The sequence below is a fragment of the Sphingobacterium sp. UBA3549 genome, assembly GCF_002376635.1.
Lineage (GTDB): Bacteria > Bacteroidota > Bacteroidia > Sphingobacteriales > Sphingobacteriaceae > Sphingobacterium.
Map to the genome: position 1 here is coordinate 18,628 of NZ_DFOE01000032.1, position 22,588 is coordinate 41,215.

The window sequence follows — 22,588 nt, forward strand, 5'->3', positions numbered from 1 at the left end:
CATTAATTAGTTAATAAATTAAAATACAGTTCTTTCAATGAATACATTTCGGTACATATTACTTCCATTCCATCTAACTCCTCTGTTCGAGCATTAATTATCAAACCCAAGTCCTTATTTGTATCAATAAAAAATCTATTTTTAAATCTATCGTCTAGAGAAGTTGTCTTTTTGACATGATGCACCATAAATTCACTTCCTTGCTTTCTATAAAAATCTAAAACTATTCGTCCCTCTTTTAGAAAGATTAAGTGATTACATAGTTCATCTAATTCCGAAAGGTCATGGCCTGATACAACAAATGTTATCTTCCTTACAGAACATATTTCATTAATCTTTTTAGACAAAAATGATGCATTTATGGGGTCTAAGGCTAACCACGGTTCATCAAGAAAAATTACAGTTGGTGATCGCAATAAAGAGATTACAATCTTTAAACGCTGCTTATACCCAGACGACAATTCCGATACTTTATGATTTTTATAACTATCCAGTTCAAACTCTACCAATAAATCTTCACCAATTTTAGGTTTTACGTTTAGCAGTTTAATATAATAACATATATTTTCCCTAACAGTTATCGTATCGTAGGTAGAACTATGATCTAGAATAGCTGCAATTTCACATTTTGTTTCGATTTCGTTTCCTCTAATATTTCTATTTAGAAAACTTATATTCCCGCTATACCTAGTCTGTACACCTGTTAACAAATTTATTAATGTTGATTTGCCAGCACCATTAGGCCCTAAAAGTCCAACAATACTTGGTGATTTAATTAAAAACGATATATTGTCAATTATCAGCTTCTTCTTAATTGAAAATGATAAATTTTGAATATTATATACATCCATATCTTAATAATTATTTGGCTTCATTTTATTTATCAAAAAAAACGCATCAAGCTTATCAAACCAGTTATTAGCGAGATTGTGATATCCATAAAAACGCATTGTCATTTGTTCAGCAGCTCTGTTTTTAGGAGGAATAACAAAAGCTATTGAATCAATTTTATTTTTAAGGGCAAATTCCAAATTATTTTTAGTCACAGGATTTACCCGTTGAATATTACCCGAAGCAATATTTCTCGTATACCCTTCAATGGAAGTCGTTAAAATTGTGTAAGCCTTCTTTTTATAAAAATCTTTTACAAAACCTCCAAAAGTCTTTCTTGCTTGGTTTTCTTTAGATGCGTGTTCATTTGCTATCCACACAATTGCTTTACGATCTTTCTGAAATGCCATTTGCCATCGAAAATTTTCAAATAAAATCGAATCCCTATAGTTATTATAAGCTAACGATTTCAAATACATTTTTGCATAATAAAAATGATATATATTCTCAATATAGCGATGATATATACTGTCTTTTAAGCTGATTTTATTCTGTGATAAGACTAGCTTAGACATGCCTTTTAGCTCTTTAAGGCACTTCTGGCGGTTTGATTCCATTTCTTTCGTTCTAGAATTAAAAAAAAGTACAGGACCAAATCTATTTTTCAACGAAAACCAAAAGTGCTTATAGTCACTGGAATTATAACCATTTAGACCCTTGAGATACAACATTAAGTCTTCACGTATCTTGTCTTGAGAAAATATTGTAGGAATTTGAAAATCTAAACCACCTAGATACATTGGGTCGTTTGTTGTTGCTTTGGATGTAATAAAGTCTCTTAAATCATGTGTTTCCTTAGCTCTGCTCCAAAAAGGATAGACTGCATTTGCAAAGTCAAGACCAGCTCCATGCTCTAATGATTGGTAAAATCGGAAGGTTCGATAAAGGGGAGCTTCCAAATACAATGATTTAAAACCTTTATTATAGAGATGCATGACTAGCTGAGCATAGATCTGTTGTGTCACACCGTCTCCATGCTGCTGCTCTCCTAAAATAATGATCTGTTTATCAATGAAAACAGAATCACTAAAACTGAAACCTTCGTTAAGATTTTGATTTACTAACGTGACATCTTTTGAAAGATTAATAATCCGCGATCTTTCCGTACTTATTTTATCCCCATTTTCAATCCTACAGTAATAATAAAAAATTAATACACAAATGATTAGTAACGAAAATGTAAACAAAACGGTTTTAGTTGTCATAAAATATCTGAATTGATAACGCTGATATATTCTGCTTCTTTTTTCCTCCAAATATCTTTTTTAAAAAGTCTGGAGAAAGATCTGTTTCTGAGATAGCTCCCAGCTTTTCAACATTGTACTTATAAGTTCCACGGGTTTTGTCATATTCAATTGGAAATCCCAAATTTTTCATTTCAGAAAGATCTTTAAGTAGTGCACTTCTTGAAAGATTCATTTTCTGAGCAAATTCACAAGGTGTTCCAGTTTGCCGCCTTTTAATAAAAAAATGCAAACGGTTCAGGCGCATTAAATATGTTGAAATTCCCATAATAAAATTATTTTTCGTTTATAACTATGTGGTTGTAGCATTAGATCACTTGCTAAGTAAATATAACAATAAAAATTTATAATTATAAACTTGCCGGAAATAAAAACTAAATAAATACTATAAATTATAGATAGAAAATGAATGAAATTTATTTCAAAAAAATGCAAACAACTGATTATTATGTTTATATATTTTTCAAATATTTTGCTAATTGATGAAGGAGAATATGTTGAAATATATTTATCGCTAATAAATTAAATATTCTGGCGAAAGTACATGTTGGCGTGCTCAATGATCGCATAAGTTACTTATAGCGTAGTGGCTTAAAGATAATGACATAGCCCTAATTTACTAGGTTATCTGGGAATTCAAAAAAGCACCTAGAGTAAATGCTAGATGGACAAGCGTTATATAGATCAACGAAATTCCAAATCTCATTAAAGGCTTCATTCTCTGTGTCTGAAAGGGTTAAGGATATTGAGAGCTCAAGTCTCTCAAAAATTCCTCATTTTAGAAAAGGGCATTTTAGATTACTTCAATCCGATTATTTTACAAATAAAAAGGGGGAAATAATTTTTGTTTCTGAGACAATGGTCAAAGGCAAAGCAAAAACAGTGTCCTTGAGCGAGGATATTGACAACTTTACCTCTAGTGAAGAGAATCCAATGTAATTAATGGATTAAGAGCATATATTTAATGCCTTCTGCACGATTTTTAGCTTAAAGCCTACTCTTATCCTAATCAGTGACTAGAAGTGAAATTCGGACACGAAAGTGGAACAAAGCGTCAAAATATACTGCGTATATAAAATTATCGATTAGTTATTGCGTTTCTCAGGTTAGCATAGCCATCCACAAATACAGAATAATGCTGGGTTTGTTATGTATTCAGATTTAAGGACACTGTCTCATAAAGTGTGTAAGTTATAGAAATGCGGAGTTTGAAAGGACTTCGCATTTTTTATTTACTAACTTTATATATAGTATGATTGCACTAAAAGATAGCAAATTTTGTAACAATATGACCGAATTTAAAGAACATATCGAAATTTTTAGGGAAACTTACAGTACGAGGTTTGAAGCCTGGCGGGTGCTCATTGATCCTAAGGAAAAACTATATCCAGTTTATTGGAAATGGGATGAAGGGAAGTTTGAGAATAGGGAATTCGCTGATCAAACGATGAAAAGTCGGTATCCAGCCCTAGAGATCAGATTTCATCTCTCCTAATCTGTTCGTATTTTAAAAAGATTGCCTATTTTGCAATTATGAATGTCGGACTAGATACTTACCTCAGCGCCTTTACCCATGTCAAGAGGGCCAACACCAGATATGGATTGGCACCACATAAGCCGATCTTGCTCTTGACTTTGGTCGAACTTATTGAAAAGGGTATAGTGATCGACAATCGCTTCGAAGTCAATGTTGATCTTGTGGGATTGTTTCAGGAAAACTGGCGCCTGCTGGTGCGGACTGGCCATCAGCCAGACTTTACACAGCCATTCTATTATCTGCAGTCTGACAAGGCGGTGGGGAAAAACTTTTGGTTTTTATACCCAAATCCCGGTTTTCAGATCAATGCGCATATCAAAAGTGTCAAGACACTATCTGAAATGGTGGCCTACGGTGCATTCGACTATAAGCTTGCCGTGTTGCTCAGTAATCCATTGAACCGCACCGCAGTCCGTGATCAGCTACTTTCAGCTTACTTTGCAAATGAGCGTGTAGCATACTATCGGCATAAGGAATTGAATGACGGCTTTTACCATGAAGTACAATCATTGGTTCTGAATGAGCCCGAGGCACAGTACAAACATATTTCTATCGAGACCGAGGAAGATGTGTTTGTCAGATCCGGTTTGTTCAAACGCTATATCCCGCAGCTTTATCAGGACACCTGTGCTATGACAGGTATGCGGATGCGGTCTACCTTTAAGTACAACTTTATTGATGCGTGCCATATCGTGCCTTTCGCAGTTACGCATGACGACAAGGTGACCAATGGAATAGCACTGTGCCCAAACTTGCACCGTGCATTTGATAGGGGGCTGGTCAGTATTGATGAAAGTTATACCATTATGGTTTCCGATCATATTGACGAGTTGGACGATCATCCTTATAGCCTATCGAAATTGAAAGGACGACAAATTTCTCTTCCCATAACACAATCCTATTATCCATCGCAGGAAAACTTAGCCTGGCATCGGGAGAATATATTTAAAGAATGATTTACTTATTTCCAAAGCTTTCTAGTTTCTAGAAATAGCTCTATCTGATTTAGCACAGTAGGAAGATTCTTAATAATATCTTGGGTCCAAAACCTGAATACCACATAATCCATATCTCGCAAGGCTCTATTGACGCGAATATCCTTTTGCATGTTGCGCTCAATCTTGGGAATCCAAAAAAGTCGGTTGGACTTAATACGTTCCTTATTCTTTTTCCAGTCAAATCCATGCCAGAATTCACCGTCGACGAATATCGCCAATTTGTACTTTTTGATCACAATATCCGGAGTTCCGGGTAGGGACTTGTCGTGCAGGCGAAATCGGATATTATTTGACCAGAGCGCCTTTCGAAGGATGAGTTCAGGTTTGGAATTACGACTTCTTATTTTAGACATATTATAGCTGCGCTTTGAGGTCGTATAGAAACCAGCCGATTCTTCAAAGCGTGGAACATGAATTCTATCTTTTATATTGTCATAGTTAGCCATTGCCTAAAGTTAAAGAATATTAAATTTAGTGACTAAAACATTCAGATCTGAAATCAATTAAATATAATTTACTGTTTTCAAATTATGCTCGTTTTTTTGTTCGAAAAAAAATCCGGATATTAGCGGTACACATTTTTTTTGGATATTAACATTATTTTTTGTAAGTGGCTACAAACGAGAAACATATTAAAGCTGTTGATTTCTTCTGTTCGGGGGGAGGTATGAGCTGTGGTATGCAACAGGCTGGTATAGAGGTTATAGCGGGTATTGACTTTGACATAACCTGTAAGGAGACATATGAGGCAAATATCAAGGGTTCAAAATTCCTGCACAAGGATGTATTCGAGTTGAAAGAAAAGGAACTTGAAGAAACACTCAAATTGAAAAAGAATGATGACAATTTGCTATTAATAGGTTGCAGTCCTTGCCAATTCTGGAGTATAATAAAAACAGATAAGAGCAAATCTACTAAGTCGAAAGATTTATTAAAAGAATTTCGCCGTTTTGTCGAATATTTTAATCCTGGATATGTTGTCGTTGAGAATGTGCCTGGTGTATTACGTAGAAAGGGAGAGAGCGGTTTGGATGAATTTATAATTTGGTTAGAAGCAAATGATTATAATGTTCACGCAGAAGTGCATGAAGTTAGTAATTATGGTGTGCCTCAGCATAGAAGGAGATTTACTTTAATTGCTAATAGAGTGTCTGATGCCGAGCTTAAGCCACTTCCGAGAGTTGGAGAAAAACTAAGAGTGCAAGATGTGATCGGTGAGCATAACGGATTTCCCAAAGTATCACCTGGAAATAAAGATTCTTCCAAATTTATGCACACTGTGGCTGGTCTAAACAAATTAAATTTAGAAAGGTTGGCTGTAACGCCCAAAAATGGCGGAACTCGTTTGTCATATGTCTTTGATAAGAAATTGGCTGTCCCGTGTCATTATGGTAAAGTGGATGGGTTTAAAGATATATATGGACGTATGTGGTGGGACAGACCAGCGCCAACAATAACTACAAAATTTTTCAGTATTTCTAATGGGCGCTTTGTTCATCCATATGAGGATCGAGCAATTTCTTTGAGAGAAGGAGCAGTGTTGCAATCTTTCCCAAAAAATTATATCTTTATGACGAAAAGTATTGCTACTACTGCTAGAATGATTGGTAATGCTGTTCCGCCCACTTATGCAAAAGCAGTTGGTGAATCAATTATAAATAACCACAATGCAGTTCAGAACAAAAGCTAGAGCCGTAGATTTATTAGGTAAGGGACAGATTGCAGATTTGCCGACTGCCATAACTGAGTTATGGAAAAATGGCTATGACGCGTATGCAGACAATCTTAATGCAGAATTGTTTAAAAAAGGATATCAAGGATTAGAAAGCGACTATTTTGTCATTGCGGATGATGGGAAGGGGATGTCGAGCTCTGATATTTTAGATAAATGGCTGGTTTTAGGAACAGATTCAAAATCCAGAGCAGAGATGGATGTTGAAGGGGAAGATACACTTTGGAAACTCCCTCGTATTAAGGCGGGTGAAAAGGGGATAGGTCGATTATCAATTGCTTTTGTCGGGAATCCAATGTTAATGTTAACAAAGAAAATTGGGTACCCATTGCAAGCTGTTTACTTTGATTGGCGTTTGCTAGAGAACTATAATCTATTTTTAGACGATGTGATTATTCCCACTCGAGGGATGGATGATCTAGAGGAACTTCCTCGTGTATTTAGAACCTTAAAGGATGAGTTTTTAAAGAATTTCGACAAAGAGTTTAATTTAGATAGACAGCCAATATGGGAGAATAATCAAAAAGAACTACGTGATCATATAATTAATGAAACTACTAAGACTCTTATTGAGGAACCTATATTAGATTTTGCTATCAAATGGTTTGAAAAATCAAAGTACAATACGGGTACTATTTTTTTAACTTTTAATCCTATTGATCAAATCATTGATTTATTTGAAAGGGATGATGATGGTCTGGAAGATCGTAAATTTGTTGTTTCTAGTTTAACTGCTTTTACAAATCCTTATAAAAAACTTAACTTTAATATAAATAGTTCCTTTTTGATTAATTCGGGAGAAGGACCTATTGATTTATTGACCTCCAGAGGTAATTTCTTTAATAGAGCTGATTTTGATTTAGCAGATGTTTATATAAAAGGAGAATTTGATGGAAATGGATCTTTTAAAGGTGACGTTAGAATTTATGATCAAATAATTAAATATACTTATACAAATCCAAGGAAAAAGGACCGAAGAAGTTTTTATGGTAGAATTCCTATTGAATTAGGTTATTCTCAAGGTGAAGAAAAGTCATCATCCTTGACAGAAAGTCAGTTTGCTGCTTTGAAGAGTAAAGTGGCCGAGTATGGTGGACTTTATATTTTTCGGGATGATTTTAGAGTTTTGCCATATGGACGAGAAAATGCAGATTTTTTAAGTTTTGAAGAGAGGAGATCTAAAAGAGCAGGTACATATTATTTTTCATATAGACGAATGTATGGTTACTTAGATCTTACAAGAGATCGGAATCAAGATCTTAAAGATAAATCAAGCAGAGAGGGATTAATCAATAATGCACAATATCGAGCTTTTACTCATGACGCTATCCATTTTTTTACGACTCTTGCTCTCGATTATTTCGCTACTGAAGCAAAACAATCTTTATTCTTAGATAAAAAGAAAGAATTAAATGATCAGCACGAAGCTCTGAAGGCTGATAAAGTGAGAGAAAAAGCAGAGAAAATAGCATTTACTAAATCTTTGAATGAGTACCCTAAGAAATTAGAAGCACATCAAAGTAGATATGAAAGTTTGTTGAATGAACTTGAAGATAATTTTGCACATATAAATGTTACATATTCCGAGGTTGAGAGAATTTTAGATGAGTTGCAGAAGATGGATTTAGATCTTAAAAGTTTAATTCCTAAAGTACCTAAGCGCTATAAGCCAACGGATACTCAAAATGAAAGGTTATACAAATTTCAAGATAGTTTAAGTAAATACATTGAATTAACGACTCCAAGACGAGAATTAATAAATAGAAAAGCTCAAGAAAGACTTGAAATAAGAGATCTTAAGATTGATTTTACTAAAAGATATAACTCGTATATTTCTTCTTTGGAAAAAGAGCTAAATTTCAATAAGCGGATTTTAGAAGATAAAACGAATGCTATAATCAAGGAGTATAGCGAAAGATCTCAAAAATTCATTAATGCTATTTCGGAAAATAAGGAGAGTATAATTGATGAAATAGTATCTAAAGATCAGATTTCTACAGTTAGTGTTGAAATTGAAAAACTCTATTCCTCTTTGTTAAGTCAGGCACAAGGAACCTTATTCCCCTTAGTAGATCACATCAATCGCTTATCATTTGATATCGATGAGGAACAGGTTCAAGGAGCTTACAAAGCGCAATATGATCAAATGAAATACCAATGGGAACAAACAAGGGATACGGCTCAATTGGGAATTGCAGTTGAAATTATAGATCATGAGTTTAATCAATTGTATTCAACGATAAATAATCAACTTAGTGCATTAGCGGCTAAGGATAATTTTAGATCAGTTAAAGAATTTGGATTCCTCCATAAAAATTTCAAACAATTGGAGGATAAGTATGCCTTATTATCACCTTTGTATAGGATCTCAGGGGCACTAAAGAAGGATGTTAGTGGTATTGATATCTACAATCATTTGTTTAGATTTTTTGAAAACCAAATTCTTGAATCTAATATTGTTATTGATGTTACAGAATCGTTTAGAAATCATAGGATTAATATTAAAGAGCCCATAATACACACTGTATTTCTCAATATTATCAATAATGCTATATATTGGTTGAGAAATAGAGAACAGCAAGTTATTAAACTCGATTATCTACCTGATACCAAAGAGATAGTTATAGCCAATTCAGGTGAAAAAATACCCGATTATCGAATTGATAAAATTTTTGAATTATTCTATTCACAACGGCCAAATGGGAGGGGGATAGGACTCTATTTATCAAAGCAAAGTTTAAATGAATCGGGTTTAGATATTTACGCTACCAACGATAAAAAGTATAATTACTTAAATGGAGCGTGCTTTATAATCAAAAACAAAGTTGACTAATATGCCTTATATAGATATCGCCAAAGGGATTTTAAAAGATAACATCAAGTCGGCAATTTATATTGACGACAATGCTCGTGAGTTTAACCAAACTAATGAATCATTGACTGGCTCAGATGAGGAGCGATTGTCTACAGAGTTGTATACCAAATTTAGAAAATCAGGTGTGTCATTAGAATCGATAAAATATTATTCTAATAACGAAACTGACGAAAATTGGATTGACTATTGTTTAGATAATAGGGATTTGATTTTATTGGATTGGAATTTAAAAGGGCAATCAGGCGAGGTTGAAAGTTTAAAAATTCTAGATAAAATAATTAATAAACCAAACGTACATTTTTGCGTAATCTATACCAGCGAAGATAATTTGGACAATGTATTTAAGCGGATTTTGACCAATTATTCCAATTTAACTCAAGAACTTTTTACGGAATACAAAGAATATACAGAGACATTTTTTGAAGAAGGTTTTGATTTTAGTGAGTTTCATGAAATTAGTTTGGGAAGAGATAATCCTAATGTTAAAAAAGGGATTGGCTTGTTATTGAGAAAATATTTCACTCAAATACAGGGATTTAAAGAAAGCGCATCGATAGATGATAATACATGTGCTATTTATAAAATATCTAATTCAAATCTTAGTAGCTTTCATGAAGAATTAGAACACCCACTTCCTTGCCCAAGCTTCATAAATAAGGATAAATATTTATTGGAAATCAATAATACCATTATTACAATATTCAAAAAGAAAGAGAATAACCCAGATAGTTTATTAGAGAATTTTTTTGATCATATTATAAATGATATTGATAGTTACAACCAGCTTTTGACTATCGATTTCTTCAATAGGATTTTTAGAATAGGAATTATAAACAAAGACAATAAAGTCAATTTCAGCAGAGAGGCCTTATTTGAGCATCGGAATAAGTTAAAAGCAGATGGCCTAGATGGTTTTTATGAAGAATTTATTAAGGAATTACTTCTGGAAAAAATGAATTTGTCATTGAGGGATACTAGTTCACCTCTTTTATCAGAAGATGTATATAATCAATTATACGATTCAACGAGTCTAGTTAAAAAGGAAGACAGTCACAAAATGAATGTTTTCTACAACTCATTTACCCTTAATAAAGCTGGCGGTTATATTAATTTTGGAGACGTGTTTAAGTTTGAAGATGAAGATAAATATTTGATCTGTTTAACACCATTATGTGATTGTCTCAGACCACAGGAGAAAATAAAGAGAAATTATTTTTTTGCTGAAGGTGAGCATATTAAATTGGAAGAAGCATTGAAATTAGGAGATACTGCATTTATTAGTTTTTTACCAAACAATAAGGTTGTGAGGTGGACAGATGTTCCGCAAGAAGCATCTAAATATGTTCCTATTTATATCAAACCACTGCAATATAAAGTGCTTGAAGGTAAAGATTTAATTAATAAAGAAAATACAATTGAACTTTACTATTTAAATAAAGAAGGAGAGCGGAAAAATAGGTTGGTACGTTATATTTCTACAATTCGACAAAATTATGCTCAGAGGATTGCTAATCATGCATTTTCTTATCCTTTGCGAGTTGGGGTTGATTTTGTTAAAATGTAGAGTTTGGGGAGTGTAACTCAAACTTTGTCATTGGGTAATTAACCTAAGATTAGAATAGTTCTTAGTCCTGAACAAGCACTATTCTAATTTTTTCACTATTGTTAACCAATTATTACCTTAAATTTAGACAGTTCTATAGTTTGATTATTAGTGTATACGACTTTACTGTCTGGTGGTAGAAGCCTTTTTTGGGGAGACAGCTTTTCTATTTTATTGGTGAAATCTAAAATTGGGTCATCAGAAGGTACAACAAACACGGTATCTGCGGCTTCCTCTACCTGAAACCAGGACGCCCATATAGCACGATCATCAAGTTCCGTATTGGTGAAATGCATATGGTTTCTAGATATTACAAATAAATGAACTTTAGAGATGGATTTTTCACCATTTATTTTTAAAACCTTCAATATGTTATTATGAGATTCAGTTTTAATCCATCCATCCACTTTGTCAATCCATTCAATTGATTTGGCAATGAGGTTTGATATTCTGCTTCGTCGTTCTTTAATGTTCGTGGTAAAATTGTCTTGCCATTTTAATTGAAAAAGTCCTAAACTATTTGATTTTTTGTCATATACGATAGCGTCAATGTCTGTTAGAATTTTACCATTTGGAGCTTTTAGTATAACATTCTCGTATATTTTTATAAAATTATCCTGCTTAAATATTTCATATAGTTGATTGCGAAATCTAATTTCTCTATTATTTACAGCATTAAAAAAGTCTTCTGGATATCTTCTCTTTAATTCCCGGTTTAAAAAATACACTGGATTTTTTAAACATCCATAAGTAGAGACGATTAATTTATCACCTTTGATTTTGATAAAGGGAGCAGGGATTGGTTTTGGATATCCTAAATGTATTCCTATGTTGTTTTCATTAAGAGTAAAACAGTCCACTATTTTCATCACTTTTTGAATAGGAAATCTTGTTGTTATACAATATTGATTTATAATGTCTCGTTGATCTAAAATCTGCGTCAGAACTTTACGCATTGAGATTGTTCTGTTGTTGTTGGTTAATGCGACACAACAGTCCCTGTGTAAAATGCCTATTTTTTGCACGTAATAGACAAAATCGATAAAATCTTTATATGTGATGTCACCAAACTTGTCATCTTCTTCAAAGTCATCAAGTGTAAAAGTACTATTTACGAGTAGAAAAGCTGACTCTGTGTAGAATGCTGATAATCGAGTTGGTAAGTCGTAGGTAATTCTATTTTTTTTACATATTTTTACATACTTGATTAATTCGCTTCGAACTTTGGGAGTTTCTTTTTCCACTAGTTGCAAGCGCTCTTCAAATTTTATATTTTTTTTGTAATGGTTATATTGCAGACTTAATAATTCATATTTTTCATGATCATTTTCGAATAATTTGGTAAATCTAAAGCTATGGTCATTTTCTAACGAAATACTCATTAAACCAGCCTTCTCGAAATTCAATGCTTGATTACAAAGTTCAATACCACCAGCAAGATAAACTACAGAATCGGCCCAATCAATAATATTTTTCTTTAAGACATTTTTCGATTTTAGCTCACCAGCATATTTTTTGTAAAATAATGAAAAGGCATAACCCCACCCGTATTCGTACTTTCCTAATTTTTGAATTGCACCAAGATATTCAAAGCCAAAATTAAACTGATATTGGTAATCAATCGTTTTTATAATCTGGATGACAGACGTTAGGTGATCTGCATTTGTACTATTTTCGATTCTTTTTGCTTCAAGCAATAAAAGGCTTTGTAACTTGTTTACTGGCATGATAGATTTTTTTTTAAGGGGTAGGAGCATCCTCCAGCCGCTTGAACAAATGAGATAATAGACTAAGCATATCTAGACAATCTTTTTCTGAAAAAAGGCCAGAATCACGTAGGTCTACTATTTCTTCGTGAGAAATAGGATTTCTAGCGCCAGATACTATCCCCATAGATAAATACTTTTGACCTTCTTCAATACACTTGTAGGTATCTGCATGAAATTTAATACCATTTGGTTTATTGAAGGTGGCTGCTACTTGGAGAATTTTTTGATGCCCAAATTCTGTTCCCATCATTCCCGCATCGGTTTGATTGGTGCTTCTTGATTTTTCACGAACTTTGTTGATGTACCTTTTTACCGCTTCAATAAATGCCCGATAATAGTCTTGACGTTCATAATCTATTCTAGCAGCAGACTTTATTTCCGAATGTAAGTGTCTCCAATGTAATAAAGGATATTCAGGAGCAATATTGTGTACAGCTTTTAGTAGAGACTCTTGATCAGAACTGCTTAATTCGGAATTATTCATCTTACTTATTATTGTGTCAACCTGCGTTGAGATATAAACTGGGAGAGTCCTTTTCCAGTTGACTATATTGATTCCTGTATTTTCCTGTACTTCCTTTTCTTTTTTCTGCGATCGTTTGTTTCTCCAGTCCTTTTCGATGGCGGTTAAAATATTGTGAAGGAACTTTTTTAATGCTAATGATTTTTCATTTTCCCAATCAATAGATTGTCTGTTAGTTGAAATAACATCTTCTGGCCAATCATCTACGAAGTCTACATCTAGCCATCCAGTTGTATAAGAATAGAAGTGACTGGATTCTGCTTTACCAAAAAACTCCGGAGAGTTGATCATTCTACCATTAGCGAATAAGGTTACTCCTCTTAACTCAGGTTTAATCGGTTTTTCTGTCGTTATGATACTTCCCCTTATACTTTCTTTGTATTCATATGGTTCATTAGATATTTTTAATATATCTTCTTTAGACCATTCAAATTCTGGAGTTATATTTTCATATTTGAGTTTATTGTCGATTTTTATGGTTTCCTTGTCGTCAAGAGAAATTAGAAGTTCGAAGTCATTCGCTCTGAAGTTGAACAACCTTGCTAAGCTTGAACTATAAGAACTTAATGAGAAGGTTGATTTATGCTTGAGTTCTTTGAGTGTGATTGTTGTGCCGAAAGCTTTTTCTATTTCTCTTATATCAAAGTTTGGTTTGTATTCTCCATCAGAATTTAATATTTGATCATACTTCATTGTAAAGGATACTTCGACGTGATTCTGTGTCGTAGATATTTCGACAGTATTGCCCAAGCCAAATAGGGCGAGTTTACCTAAACCTTTTTTCCCCGTTGGATTTCTATTACAATTATTAATTTGATTTTCTTTTCTTCTATTCCTTCCAATTCGTAGAAAATTGTTATTTATTTCATTAAACGACATGCCGATCCCATTGTCTTCTATTAATATTCTCTTCTGAGGATTATTGTAAAGCTTGACGTGAACCAATGTCGCGCAGGCATCATAGGAATTAGCCACAAGTTCAGCTATTGCTGGCGGAATGTGAGAATACATTTTCACACCTAAATGTTCAATAGTATTGGGTTCAAATTTTAACTTTAATTCGTTTTCCATATTAAAGGTTTTTAAGGATAATTGATTTAAAAATATTGAAATGTAGAGCCAAAGCCTCTTTGTTAGGTTTATTTAATGTGTCATTAAATAAAATGAAACCATCAAACTGGGAGTATTCATCTTTTACTTTAGGATGAAAGTGAACAGACATCTTACTTGGATCAATAGCAATCAAGTTTAGATCAAAAAGAGTATGTATATCTGCCCTTAACAATAATCCATTTGAAGTTTGGTTATCATTTTTCCCTCTGTATGGTCTTATATGTGCTGCTTCCAAGATATCTACGATTTTGCATCCTGTTATTACGCAGGTATTATTATATCTCTTCAAAAGGGAATCCCTGAATTTTTGTTGCCCTCTTCTTAACTTTATTCCACGCTTTACAATTTCTCTCTCATCCTCATCGGAAACCTTATATTCTTCTTCGTCCTCCTCTGTATAGCTTTGATAGGGCATTAAGCGGATAGAGTTATAATATTTTTTATCGTTATTTGATGATATTTTAAGGTTGGGGAATAAATCCAAAGCTTTATAATCGAGCTTTTGTATAGACATATTTTGGTTATAACCACTGCTGTAAAAAGGCCGTAGTTGCAATAAGTCATTGTTGGACAGCATTGAGTAAACAAAATGATCAAAGTTTGCTTTATATTTTGTTACAGATTTTAGTTCTTTAATAGGTTCATCAAATTCATGACCCTTGTTACATCGATATATAGGTCTTTTTGTTTTTCTCTTATCTATAGTTGTGCTAGGACATTCTGGACATCTTCTGATAGTTTTGCTTCCTATTGAGCTATCAATACTGCTAATACTGACGAATCCAAGTATATTCTTCCTATCAATGATAATAGCTAGATCCCCGCCCTTTATCTGTTGAGAATTAGCAACAAGGTTGTCATAGTTGTAATATTCTTTTAAACTGTCTTGATAATCATCCGTTTGAGAAGCTTTATCTTCTTTAGGTACTGTCTTTAACACCCACAGTTGACTATCATTTTTTTTTAAACTGTAAGTTAAAGGTGATGATTTAATCGTTTCAATTTTGTTGTTTTTATCATCTCTTATGGCTCTTCTTATTTGTTCTGAAGTGATGTGATTATTAACGTCAATAGGCCGAGAAATATTATTTGATATTAACTGGGCTACTATCTCTTTGGCTCTTAACGGTGATTTTGCTTGTTCTAAAACCTCGATTATATGTGGTAGTATATATATCATATCTCAATGATGTTTAGCAGTTTTTTCAATCTGATTGGAATTTTTCAAAGCATTAAGAATTCATGAGGGCTTCGGCGATAGGAGTGTCGGTTACCATGCGATTTCGGTGTTTTAATTAGGTATCTCCTAATGTAGCCAAGCAACTTCACAGCCGAAGTATTCCGAAATAACGATCCTAATAACTAAACCATCTATATCATCTATTGCGATATATCTATATTGATCATTCTGAACATCAATCCAATCATTTATCAGCATTCTAATATTCTGTTGCTTTCCATTTTCAGACTGCATTATTATGTCTGTCACTTGGAGACGTTGTGAATTACGAGACCCTATCTCTCCCAAAATTTCCTGAAAATGAGCTGAGCTGAACTTTTCTTTATCTTCTTCAGATAATAGATTAATGGGACCACACCAAAAATGATTGGGCGCTTCTCGGCAGGGCTGACTAAGCTCGTAAGCTGCATGCCCTCGAGCCAGCTTTAACATCACATTATTAATCCGTTTATGCTCTGGAGTAAACACAATTTGCCCGTTTACTTCACTTCTTGAATCTTCTATACGTTGTCGTAGAGTAGGTAGTTTGTTCATAATTTTAGCCACAGACGAGCGGGCAAAATGTTCCGGAATTGTGGAACCACAAAGAACACATTCTAGAAGGCAGACAAAATACTGCTCATCCTTTGAAAAACCCTGATTACATTCTTCACAGCACCCCACTACAGGCAGATTTGCTGGATAGGGCTGGTCGAGAAGACATTTGGATGGAACATGGTCACGTGTTTCAGGAGAACCACCACAATAGATACATCCATCAATGAGTCGATTATCAGCATAGTTGTTTAGTTGATCCATTTTTTTTATAATCTTTTTAGGCGATCTCTACAATTTTTTCGGGTCCAAATAAAATGGATAAATTCTAGTCGACTCTTTGAATTCACGAATATCTATTCATAATTACTGCTTAGGTATTAGAGGGAGGCGTATTAATATCGCTAGGTCTAACAGCTTTCACAATATCTCTTAAAATTTCATTTTGTTCGCGCAGTGCTGCGGTGTGATCGCGTTTGGCTATAAGGTATTTGCCGAGGAGATTTGATAGAACAAGGTGCAGCCCGAAAAGACAGATGGCAATAAATCCTCCGTAAATAACGTACATTAATAATCCGATTGATAACATAGTTTTTAGTTTATTTGTTAATGTATTTTTGTTTTAATGTGTTAAGCATTTGTATTATTCGCATACCTTTTCTCAATAAACCTGTATGTCTCTTCGAAAATGATATCTATTCGTAAAAAAATAATTCCTTCAAGCATATCAAGCCTATTCATTTCTTCGTGAATTCTAGTAAATTCATATTTCACTTTATCGAATTCAAAATTGGTTAGATTTATAGATGGAAACTGTCTTAAGATATGAATTGACGGATGAGACAAAGCCGGTATGTTAGGAACAATGCTATTGTCAATTTTAAAATAATAGACAATAACATCTTCCTTGAATTTCCATTGATGTAACTGTTCGGCAAAAGCAAAACAAAGTTGAAATTTGCGTTCACCGAATCCAGAAGAATAGCCGTCTTCATCTGAAGGAAATAGAAGGACATAGCAAAAGTTGTCAGTTTCATTACCGCCAACTATTATTTCGTCGGTTTCCCAAATACCACCGGAAAATCCCTCTATTGGTATAATTCCAAGAGGAATTTGTCCAATTCTTACGTCAGATATTTTCTTTGTCATTTCATCCTCTATTTATTTTTCCCTTAATTTTTCTTCGAATTCTTTTAATGCCTCTGGATCAAAACTTTTTTTTGCTTTCTCTAAAAGTTCAGAGTCAACTTCTCGAATTATTTCATAGATTGCTTCTCTGCACTTTTTGCCATTCTCGTCCACCCAATGCTTTGATGTGTTTGTATTCTTCACGATCCCTGCCAATAAACCTTTATTCCAGTCAATTGATTTTTCAAGATTGAGGGGCGGGGGTAGAACGGAAATTATCTCCGACTTAATGAATTTATGACCTTTCTTAAAATCTTTAATCACGATTACGACATAGCTCGCTTTGTTTTTTGTTCCTTTCGAACCTACTTTATTGCCAGAATTTGACTTACTTTCGAGTAATTCTCGTGTTGCCAATGGAAGTTTTTCATATTCAGGAAACGTCGTCTCGTCTCTCTTAAATACGCAATACTCAATGCCGTATACGACAAATGGGTAGCTTTCCGCCAGTTCCAAAGTAATTGTCCTTTTTCCAGATTCTACCTTCGAATACACTAAATCTTGCCCCTTAAGCAATTGATCAATATCTTCCTCAGAAAGGTTAAAATGCAACCTAAATTCCTTCGCTTTCTTCCTAAATTTACCTTCGCTGGAGTTTTCCATAAAATTTTGAAAAATAGAATTCGATTAATTTGTATATTTCTAATTATTTATATATCTTTGTTTTGTATTTATAGCGACACTGAGTGCAGGAGCGATCCAACACTAACGATGTCGACTCGTTCTAAATCCGCCAGATTGCCACGAGTTGTCCGAGTGATCGCCTATTGCTGGAATTGTTTATATTAGCATAGTATTCCAGTATGGCGTTCCTCGTTAACTTTTGTGGCGACCTTTGAATCTTCGGATAAGAAGGAGGTTTCTGGCGGAACCATGAACTTAAGTTATGAGGCGCCAACTGGTCTATTTAGCCACCTTTTTTTCTTAAGTTTTTCGGGTCAAATCGTTTTATAAACAAAATTGAATTATGATAAAACGAAAAGTAAAAATCCATCAGAGAACCACAGTTTACCTCCTTGACGTAGACCATCGGTTAGCCGACACTATTCCCATAAAGAACGCTATCCGCGCACCTGAATAGTTTAATAAATCATTAAAAACCAATATAGGAGAGGCTTGCTATCGCCAATATTAATTATGCCGATAGTTACAAATAAGTACTCCCTTATTCAAGGTTTTCCGATCTGTGTGTTTAAAACATTTCCTCTAGATCAGGTTAATAATAAATCTAAAATCTCTATTTAAGCGTCGATAACTTAAAATTAGCATTTAATTTTTATTGTTCCAAAAAAGTAAGAGGAAATTAAGCATAATTTTATTATGCTTACAGATCGGTTTTTTATCTTTCCCGACAGGAAGCGCCATAATGTCCCCCTAATCAATGCTTTGTAACCGCCTCGCGGCGCTTTGCGGGATTTTGTTAATTTTTTATTTGTTATACATGTAGTTTTTAAAATAAACTGCAAATGACAACCCTTTTTTTAATGCAAAGAAATGCAAAGGGGAAAGGTATGCTCTTTTAAAATTGAAGAGTAAGCCTAAAGTCATCTTGATTGAACCAATAAAATGAACCAAAAATATTCAAATTTAATAGCGCTAGACCTCGCTTTATATGAAATACACGATGAAGGGTACGACCCTGTTCAAAAAATCGAAGAATTTTGGGTCAAATACGACCTCATCAATATTCAGCGAACACTCGATCTATTGCTAAAGAACCATGCCGATACCAATTACATGAACGAAATTTATGTAGTCAGCCATAAACATGTTTTTACAGCAGATCTGTTTCGTTTAGTGGTAGCCTATTTTATGGCACATACCAATGCCATTGGAATCGATAGCATTGATATTTCTGACGCTGACACTACCCAGATAACGAGACAAGAACTCGCCATGACAAAGCGGATTCACGACATTTTTAAACGATTAGGCGACTAACCTTTAACAATAAGCAGATGACAAACAGATCAAATCTGATGGCTGCCTTATTGGATAAGGTAGCCCATCAAATATCCGTAAAGGATGCAATAAAAAATAATTTAAAAAAAGTGCAGCGCGCGTGGGATAAAAAGTACTCCCTCAGTTGTATAGTATATAGTCTTCGGCAGATCACGTCGGTATGTACCCTTATACCGATGCCTAAGACCTTAAAAGAAATGTTTCATATAAGGGCAATTCTAATCCTGTTCCTTATAGTTCATATGTTTAGTTTATTAGCTCAAACGCCCCGCAAGGACAGCGGGGCGGAAGGGTTGATCTCCATCAGCGGTACCGTCGTATCGTCTATTGACGGTAAACCGATTCAAGGTGTCTCCATCCGCGTCGAAGGCGAAAAGGGTAGAGGTTCTACTAAAGTTGATGGTTCCTTTTCACTACACGTCATTAATCCCAAAGGTACTGTTTCGTTTTCCCATATGGGATTCAAGCGCTTAGAGCTATCCTATGTCGCAGGGGTATCAATGGCTGTTCAATTAATACCATTGGAGAATCAATTGAACGAAGTGGAGGTGGTGAGTACCGGCTACCAAAAGATTCCAAAAGAACGAGCCACAGGAAGTTTTGTGCAGGTGGATAACGCGCTATTGAATAGGCGCGTAAGCACCAATATCATCGATCGGCTAGAAGGAGTGACAAATGGCCTTGTATTTAATAAAAATCCTGAAAGCAGTTCCCCCATCACTATACGTGGTAACAGTACCATATATGGAAATCAAGTTCCACTAATTGTGCTAGATAATTTTCCGTACGAAGGTTCCTTGGAAAGCATCAATCCCAATGATATCGAATCGATTACACTATTGAAAGATGCAGCTGCTGCATCAATATGGGGGGTACGGGCGGGTAATGGTGTTATAGTGATCAATACCAAGAGAGGCGCAATTCAAAAAGCACAAGTAAACTTTGTTTCGAACATAACATTAGGTCAAAAGCCGGATATTTTTTATCGACCCCAACTCTCTTCATCTGCTTATATTGCATTGGAAACTGACTTGTTCAATAAAGGTTATTTTTGGAATGTAACGGATGGGTTTTCAGCCATTTCTCCAGTAGTAGCGATGCTGCAGCAACGGAAAGACGGAACAATTTCTGCAGCCGACTCTGCCGCTTTCATAGATCAACTGAAAAATTACGACGGCCGGCACGATATCTACAATACAATTTATCAGTCGGCTGTAAATCAACAGTATGCTGTATCAATACGCGGTGGTGGTGCCGCACATAGATACTTTTTATCGGGTGGCTATGATCGGAATCGCGGTACCATTATCAATCAGTTAGACCAACGTTATTCGCTTACAGCAAAAAATTCATTTAACATCTGGAAAGATCGATTGACCATTTCTTCGGATATTTTTTTTACTGAAAGTGATAGGAAGGGCGTAAGTTCCCCTTACTTGACACCGCGATATCCCTATGAGCGAATGTTTGACGAAATGGGCAGTGCATTGCCCACAGTGAAAGAGCTACGCGAAAGTTTTGTAGAAAGTATCGATACCGATCAAATGTTAGCATGGTCATACTATCCTGCTCATGAGCTTAATGCAGACCGCTTCATCAATGAAACGGATTATCGATTAAATCATCGTATTGAAGGGAAGATTTTGTCGGGGCTTAATTTTTCAGCGGATTACCTGTTTCAAAAAGGAATACAGGATAATAGTCGGCATTATTTATCGAGTTCATATTATGTGCGGAATCTGATCAATACTTTTACGCAACGAGATGTAACGACAGGTCAGTTAACCCGACCCATTGCATTGGGTGATATTCTAGATCAGGACAATAGTCGGTACACCAATAAGGCTGGAAGAGCACAGCTTAATTTTGACAAACAGTATGGTAATCATCAGATCCACGCACTGGCTGGATTTGAAATCAGGGATTATAAAACTGAATCGTCCAGCGATAGGCGCTACGGTTATGATCCTGAAACTGGCATATCAGCTAATAATTCGATCGATTTCTCGAAAGAATTTCCGCAGTATTATGGATATGGAAGTTCGCGTATACCTGGTCGTGTTGCTGATAGAAAAGCAATAGATCGCAACCGCTCACTGTATTTTAATGGATCGTATACATACAATAATCGCTACACCTTATCTGCGAGCGCCCGTAGGGATGAATCTAATTTATTTGGTGTAAAAGCAAATCAAAAAGGGGTGCCGCTTTGGTCTATTGGTGGCTTATGGCAACTAGCGAACGAAGACTTTTATGGTATCAAAGCTTTACCTGTGCTACGTCTAAGGGCTTCTTATGGGTATAATGGTAATCTGGACAAATCAATATCGGCTTATCTCACCACACTGGCAGGTACGGGTATCAATAGCTTCGGTAACTACTATTTAAAAATCTCCAATCCGCCGAATCCATCCCTACGCTGGGAAAAGGTCGGTGTATGGAATTTTGGAATGGATTTCGAAACGGCCAAAAAGCGGCTGATGGGATCTCTAGAATATTATCGTAAAGCAAGCACCGACCTGATTGCAAACAGTCCACTTGCTCCGCAGGCGGGTGTGCTTACCATAAAGGGCAACGCGGCTGATATGCTGACGACAGGTTGGGATATTACGGTCAATAGCCGCAATCTCCTTGGTGCATTAAAGTGGGAAACGACTGCAATCTTGAGTTTGGTGAGCGACAAGATTACAAATTATAAAGCCAAACAGAGTAATAACTTTGACGTGGTAACAGGCAACTATATAAACCCGCTGGAAGGATTTCCGTTATACGCTTTATTTAGCTTTCCGTATGTAGGACTCGATAGTGAAGGAAACCCGATAGGGCGGTTCGACGGAATGGATAGCCAAAATTATAGCGCGATGATGAACAGTTCCAATAGTGCCAATTTAGTGTATTCAGGCTCGGCAACACCGACGTGCTTTGGGAGCTTATTGAACACCTTTCGATATCGTGATTTTGATCTCAGTTTTAATATCGTTTTTAAAGCCGGCTATAAATACAGGCGGGGATCAGTCAACTACACAGAATTAATAACTAACTACATGCAGCCCGATTATGAATATCGTTGGCAGCATACTGGTGACGAAAACTGGACGAATGTACCGGCAATGGTATATCCCTTTGACAGTAATCGGGAGAGCTTCTACAAATATGGGACAGCACTAATTGAAGATGCCAGTGCAGTTCGCCTAAAGGATATCCGGTTGGCTTTTCGCAAAGGTATCAATAGGATCGGTATACGAGAACTCCAGCTTTTTGTCTATGCTAATAACATAGGATTGATTTGGAAAGCCAATAAGAAGGGCCAGGATCCTGATTCACCTTTAATGCCTATACCTCGTACCTATAGTGTGGGATTAAATGCAAACTTTTAATA

At 35.1% G+C, this 22,588-nt stretch carries 19 protein-coding genes; 8 read left to right on the forward strand and 11 right to left on the reverse strand.

Annotated features, from left to right (window positions below; genetic code table 11):
- Positions 1 to 2: 2 nt before the first annotated feature.
- From B2W36_RS15700 to B2W36_RS15710, 3 genes are read right to left on the reverse strand one after another with little or no spacing between them, the layout of a single operon-like run.
- Positions 3 to 851, reverse strand: coding sequence for an ABC transporter ATP-binding protein (locus B2W36_RS15700; RefSeq protein ID WP_293888592.1), 849 nt, complete (start codon positions 849 to 851; stop codon positions 3 to 5).
- 3 nt (positions 852 to 854) lie between these two features.
- The gene (locus tag B2W36_RS15705) at positions 855 to 2,096 is read right to left on the reverse strand and encodes an erythromycin esterase family protein (protein ID WP_293888594.1); all 1,242 of its coding nucleotides are present in this window, start codon (positions 2,094 to 2,096) and stop codon (positions 855 to 857) included.
- A complete protein-coding gene (locus tag B2W36_RS15710) occupies positions 2,086 to 2,403 on the reverse strand; it encodes an HTH domain-containing protein (RefSeq protein WP_293888595.1) in 318 nt (105 codons plus the stop codon). Before B2W36_RS15710 ends, B2W36_RS15705 begins: the two co-directional genes overlap by 11 nt.
- 389 nt (positions 2,404 to 2,792) lie before the next feature.
- Between B2W36_RS15710 and B2W36_RS15715 the strand changes: the two genes are divergently transcribed.
- From B2W36_RS15715 to B2W36_RS15725, 3 genes are all read left to right on the forward strand, one after another.
- Positions 2,793 to 3,074 carry a hypothetical protein gene (locus B2W36_RS15715; RefSeq protein ID WP_293888597.1) on the forward strand — a complete coding sequence of 94 codons (282 nt, stop codon included), beginning with the start codon at positions 2,793 to 2,795 and terminating at the stop codon, positions 3,072 to 3,074.
- A gap of 313 nt (positions 3,075 to 3,387) precedes the next feature.
- Entirely contained in the window at positions 3,388 to 3,630 is a 243-nt protein-coding gene (locus tag B2W36_RS15720; RefSeq protein WP_293888598.1) for a hypothetical protein, read from the forward strand.
- A gap of 38 nt (positions 3,631 to 3,668) precedes the next feature.
- The gene (locus B2W36_RS15725) at positions 3,669 to 4,628 is read left to right on the forward strand and encodes an HNH endonuclease (RefSeq protein ID WP_293888600.1); all 960 of its coding nucleotides are present in this window, start codon (positions 3,669 to 3,671) and stop codon (positions 4,626 to 4,628) included.
- A 5-nt stretch (positions 4,629 to 4,633) separates the two neighbouring features.
- Here the strand turns inward: B2W36_RS15725 and B2W36_RS15730 are convergent, their stop codons facing one another.
- Entirely contained in the window at positions 4,634 to 5,116 is a 483-nt protein-coding gene (locus tag B2W36_RS15730) for a very short patch repair endonuclease (RefSeq protein WP_293888602.1), read from the reverse strand.
- Between the two features lie 164 nt (positions 5,117 to 5,280).
- Between B2W36_RS15730 and B2W36_RS15735 the strand changes: the two genes are divergently transcribed.
- The 3 genes from B2W36_RS15735 to B2W36_RS15745 are packed head-to-tail and all read left to right on the forward strand — an operon-like array spanning position 5,281 to position 10,841.
- Positions 5,281 to 6,360, forward strand: a complete 1,080-nt coding sequence (locus B2W36_RS15735) for a DNA cytosine methyltransferase (RefSeq protein ID WP_293888603.1) — start codon at positions 5,281 to 5,283, stop codon at positions 6,358 to 6,360.
- On the forward strand, positions 6,338 to 9,235 hold the full coding sequence (locus B2W36_RS15740; protein WP_293888604.1) for an ATP-binding protein: 2,898 nt from the start codon (positions 6,338 to 6,340) through the stop codon (positions 9,233 to 9,235). The genes B2W36_RS15735 and B2W36_RS15740 overlap by 23 nt, the downstream gene beginning before the upstream one ends.
- A gap of 1 nt (position 9,236) precedes the next feature.
- Complete coding sequence (locus B2W36_RS15745; protein ID WP_293888606.1) at positions 9,237 to 10,841, forward strand: response regulator receiver domain; 1,605 nt, start codon at positions 9,237 to 9,239, stop codon at positions 10,839 to 10,841.
- A 101-nt stretch (positions 10,842 to 10,942) separates the two neighbouring features.
- Here the strand turns inward: B2W36_RS15745 and B2W36_RS15750 are convergent, their stop codons facing one another.
- The 7 genes from B2W36_RS15750 to B2W36_RS15780 form a co-directional block, all read right to left on the reverse strand.
- On the reverse strand, positions 10,943 to 12,607 hold the full coding sequence (locus B2W36_RS15750; protein ID WP_293888607.1) for a hypothetical protein: 1,665 nt from the start codon (positions 12,605 to 12,607) through the stop codon (positions 10,943 to 10,945).
- A 13-nt stretch (positions 12,608 to 12,620) separates the two neighbouring features.
- The gene (locus B2W36_RS15755; RefSeq protein WP_293888608.1) at positions 12,621 to 14,243 is read right to left on the reverse strand and encodes a TIGR02391 family protein; all 1,623 of its coding nucleotides are present in this window, start codon (positions 14,241 to 14,243) and stop codon (positions 12,621 to 12,623) included.
- 1 nt (position 14,244) lies between these two features.
- Positions 14,245 to 15,465: an HNH endonuclease gene (locus B2W36_RS15760; RefSeq protein WP_293888609.1), complete on the reverse strand. Its 1,221-nt coding sequence runs from the start codon at positions 15,463 to 15,465 to the stop codon at positions 14,245 to 14,247.
- Positions 15,466 to 15,591: 126 nt separating this feature from the next.
- Positions 15,592 to 16,323 (reverse strand): hypothetical protein, encoded by a 732-nt coding sequence (locus B2W36_RS15765; RefSeq protein ID WP_293888611.1) that lies wholly within the window; start codon positions 16,321 to 16,323, stop codon positions 15,592 to 15,594.
- 109 nt (positions 16,324 to 16,432) lie between these two features.
- Positions 16,433 to 16,648, reverse strand: coding sequence for a hypothetical protein (locus tag B2W36_RS15770; protein WP_293888613.1), 216 nt, complete (start codon positions 16,646 to 16,648; stop codon positions 16,433 to 16,435).
- A 41-nt stretch (positions 16,649 to 16,689) separates the two neighbouring features.
- Complete coding sequence (locus B2W36_RS15775; protein WP_293888614.1) at positions 16,690 to 17,208, reverse strand: hypothetical protein; 519 nt, start codon at positions 17,206 to 17,208, stop codon at positions 16,690 to 16,692.
- 12 nt (positions 17,209 to 17,220) lie between these two features.
- Complete coding sequence (locus tag B2W36_RS15780) at positions 17,221 to 17,850, reverse strand: hypothetical protein (RefSeq protein WP_293888616.1); 630 nt, start codon at positions 17,848 to 17,850, stop codon at positions 17,221 to 17,223.
- Between the two features lie 963 nt (positions 17,851 to 18,813).
- On the opposite strand from B2W36_RS15780, the gene B2W36_RS15785 reads away from it, so the two are divergent.
- Both B2W36_RS15785 and B2W36_RS15790 read left to right on the forward strand, forming a co-directional pair.
- Positions 18,814 to 19,188: a hypothetical protein gene (locus B2W36_RS15785; RefSeq protein ID WP_293888618.1), complete on the forward strand. Its 375-nt coding sequence runs from the start codon at positions 18,814 to 18,816 to the stop codon at positions 19,186 to 19,188.
- 17 nt (positions 19,189 to 19,205) lie between these two features.
- Entirely contained in the window at positions 19,206 to 22,586 is a 3,381-nt protein-coding gene (locus B2W36_RS15790) for a SusC/RagA family TonB-linked outer membrane protein (RefSeq protein WP_293888620.1), read from the forward strand.
- The last annotated feature ends 2 nt before the right edge of the window (positions 22,587 to 22,588 follow it).

Excerpts from the sequence above, each read along its gene's own strand:
- B2W36_RS15700 (WP_293888592.1), bottom strand. The coding sequence starts at position 851 with ATGGATGTATATAATATTCAAAATTTATCATTTTCAATTAAGAAGAAG.
- B2W36_RS15705 (WP_293888594.1), bottom strand. The coding sequence starts at position 2,096 with ATGACAACTAAAACCGTTTTGTTTACATTTTCGTTACTAATCATTTGT.
- B2W36_RS15710 (WP_293888595.1), bottom strand. The coding sequence starts at position 2,403 with ATGGGAATTTCAACATATTTAATGCGCCTGAACCGTTTGCATTTTTTT.
- B2W36_RS15715 (WP_293888597.1), top strand. The coding sequence starts at position 2,793 with ATGCTAGATGGACAAGCGTTATATAGATCAACGAAATTCCAAATCTCA.
- B2W36_RS15720 (WP_293888598.1), top strand. The coding sequence starts at position 3,388 with ATGATTGCACTAAAAGATAGCAAATTTTGTAACAATATGACCGAATTT.
- B2W36_RS15725 (WP_293888600.1), top strand. The coding sequence starts at position 3,669 with ATGAATGTCGGACTAGATACTTACCTCAGCGCCTTTACCCATGTCAAG.
- B2W36_RS15730 (WP_293888602.1), bottom strand. The coding sequence starts at position 5,116 with ATGGCTAACTATGACAATATAAAAGATAGAATTCATGTTCCACGCTTT.
- B2W36_RS15740 (WP_293888604.1), top strand. The coding sequence starts at position 6,338 with ATGCAGTTCAGAACAAAAGCTAGAGCCGTAGATTTATTAGGTAAGGGA.
- B2W36_RS15745 (WP_293888606.1), top strand. The coding sequence starts at position 9,237 with ATGCCTTATATAGATATCGCCAAAGGGATTTTAAAAGATAACATCAAG.
- B2W36_RS15750 (WP_293888607.1), bottom strand. The coding sequence starts at position 12,607 with ATGCCAGTAAACAAGTTACAAAGCCTTTTATTGCTTGAAGCAAAAAGA.
- B2W36_RS15755 (WP_293888608.1), bottom strand. The coding sequence starts at position 14,243 with ATGGAAAACGAATTAAAGTTAAAATTTGAACCCAATACTATTGAACAT.
- B2W36_RS15760 (WP_293888609.1), bottom strand. The coding sequence starts at position 15,465 with ATGATATATATACTACCACATATAATCGAGGTTTTAGAACAAGCAAAA.
- B2W36_RS15765 (WP_293888611.1), bottom strand. The coding sequence starts at position 16,323 with ATGGATCAACTAAACAACTATGCTGATAATCGACTCATTGATGGATGT.
- B2W36_RS15770 (WP_293888613.1), bottom strand. The coding sequence starts at position 16,648 with ATGTTATCAATCGGATTATTAATGTACGTTATTTACGGAGGATTTATT.
- B2W36_RS15775 (WP_293888614.1), bottom strand. The coding sequence starts at position 17,208 with ATGACAAAGAAAATATCTGACGTAAGAATTGGACAAATTCCTCTTGGA.
- B2W36_RS15780 (WP_293888616.1), bottom strand. The coding sequence starts at position 17,850 with ATGGAAAACTCCAGCGAAGGTAAATTTAGGAAGAAAGCGAAGGAATTT.
- B2W36_RS15785 (WP_293888618.1), top strand. The coding sequence starts at position 18,814 with ATGAACCAAAAATATTCAAATTTAATAGCGCTAGACCTCGCTTTATAT.
- B2W36_RS15790 (WP_293888620.1), top strand. The coding sequence starts at position 19,206 with ATGACAAACAGATCAAATCTGATGGCTGCCTTATTGGATAAGGTAGCC.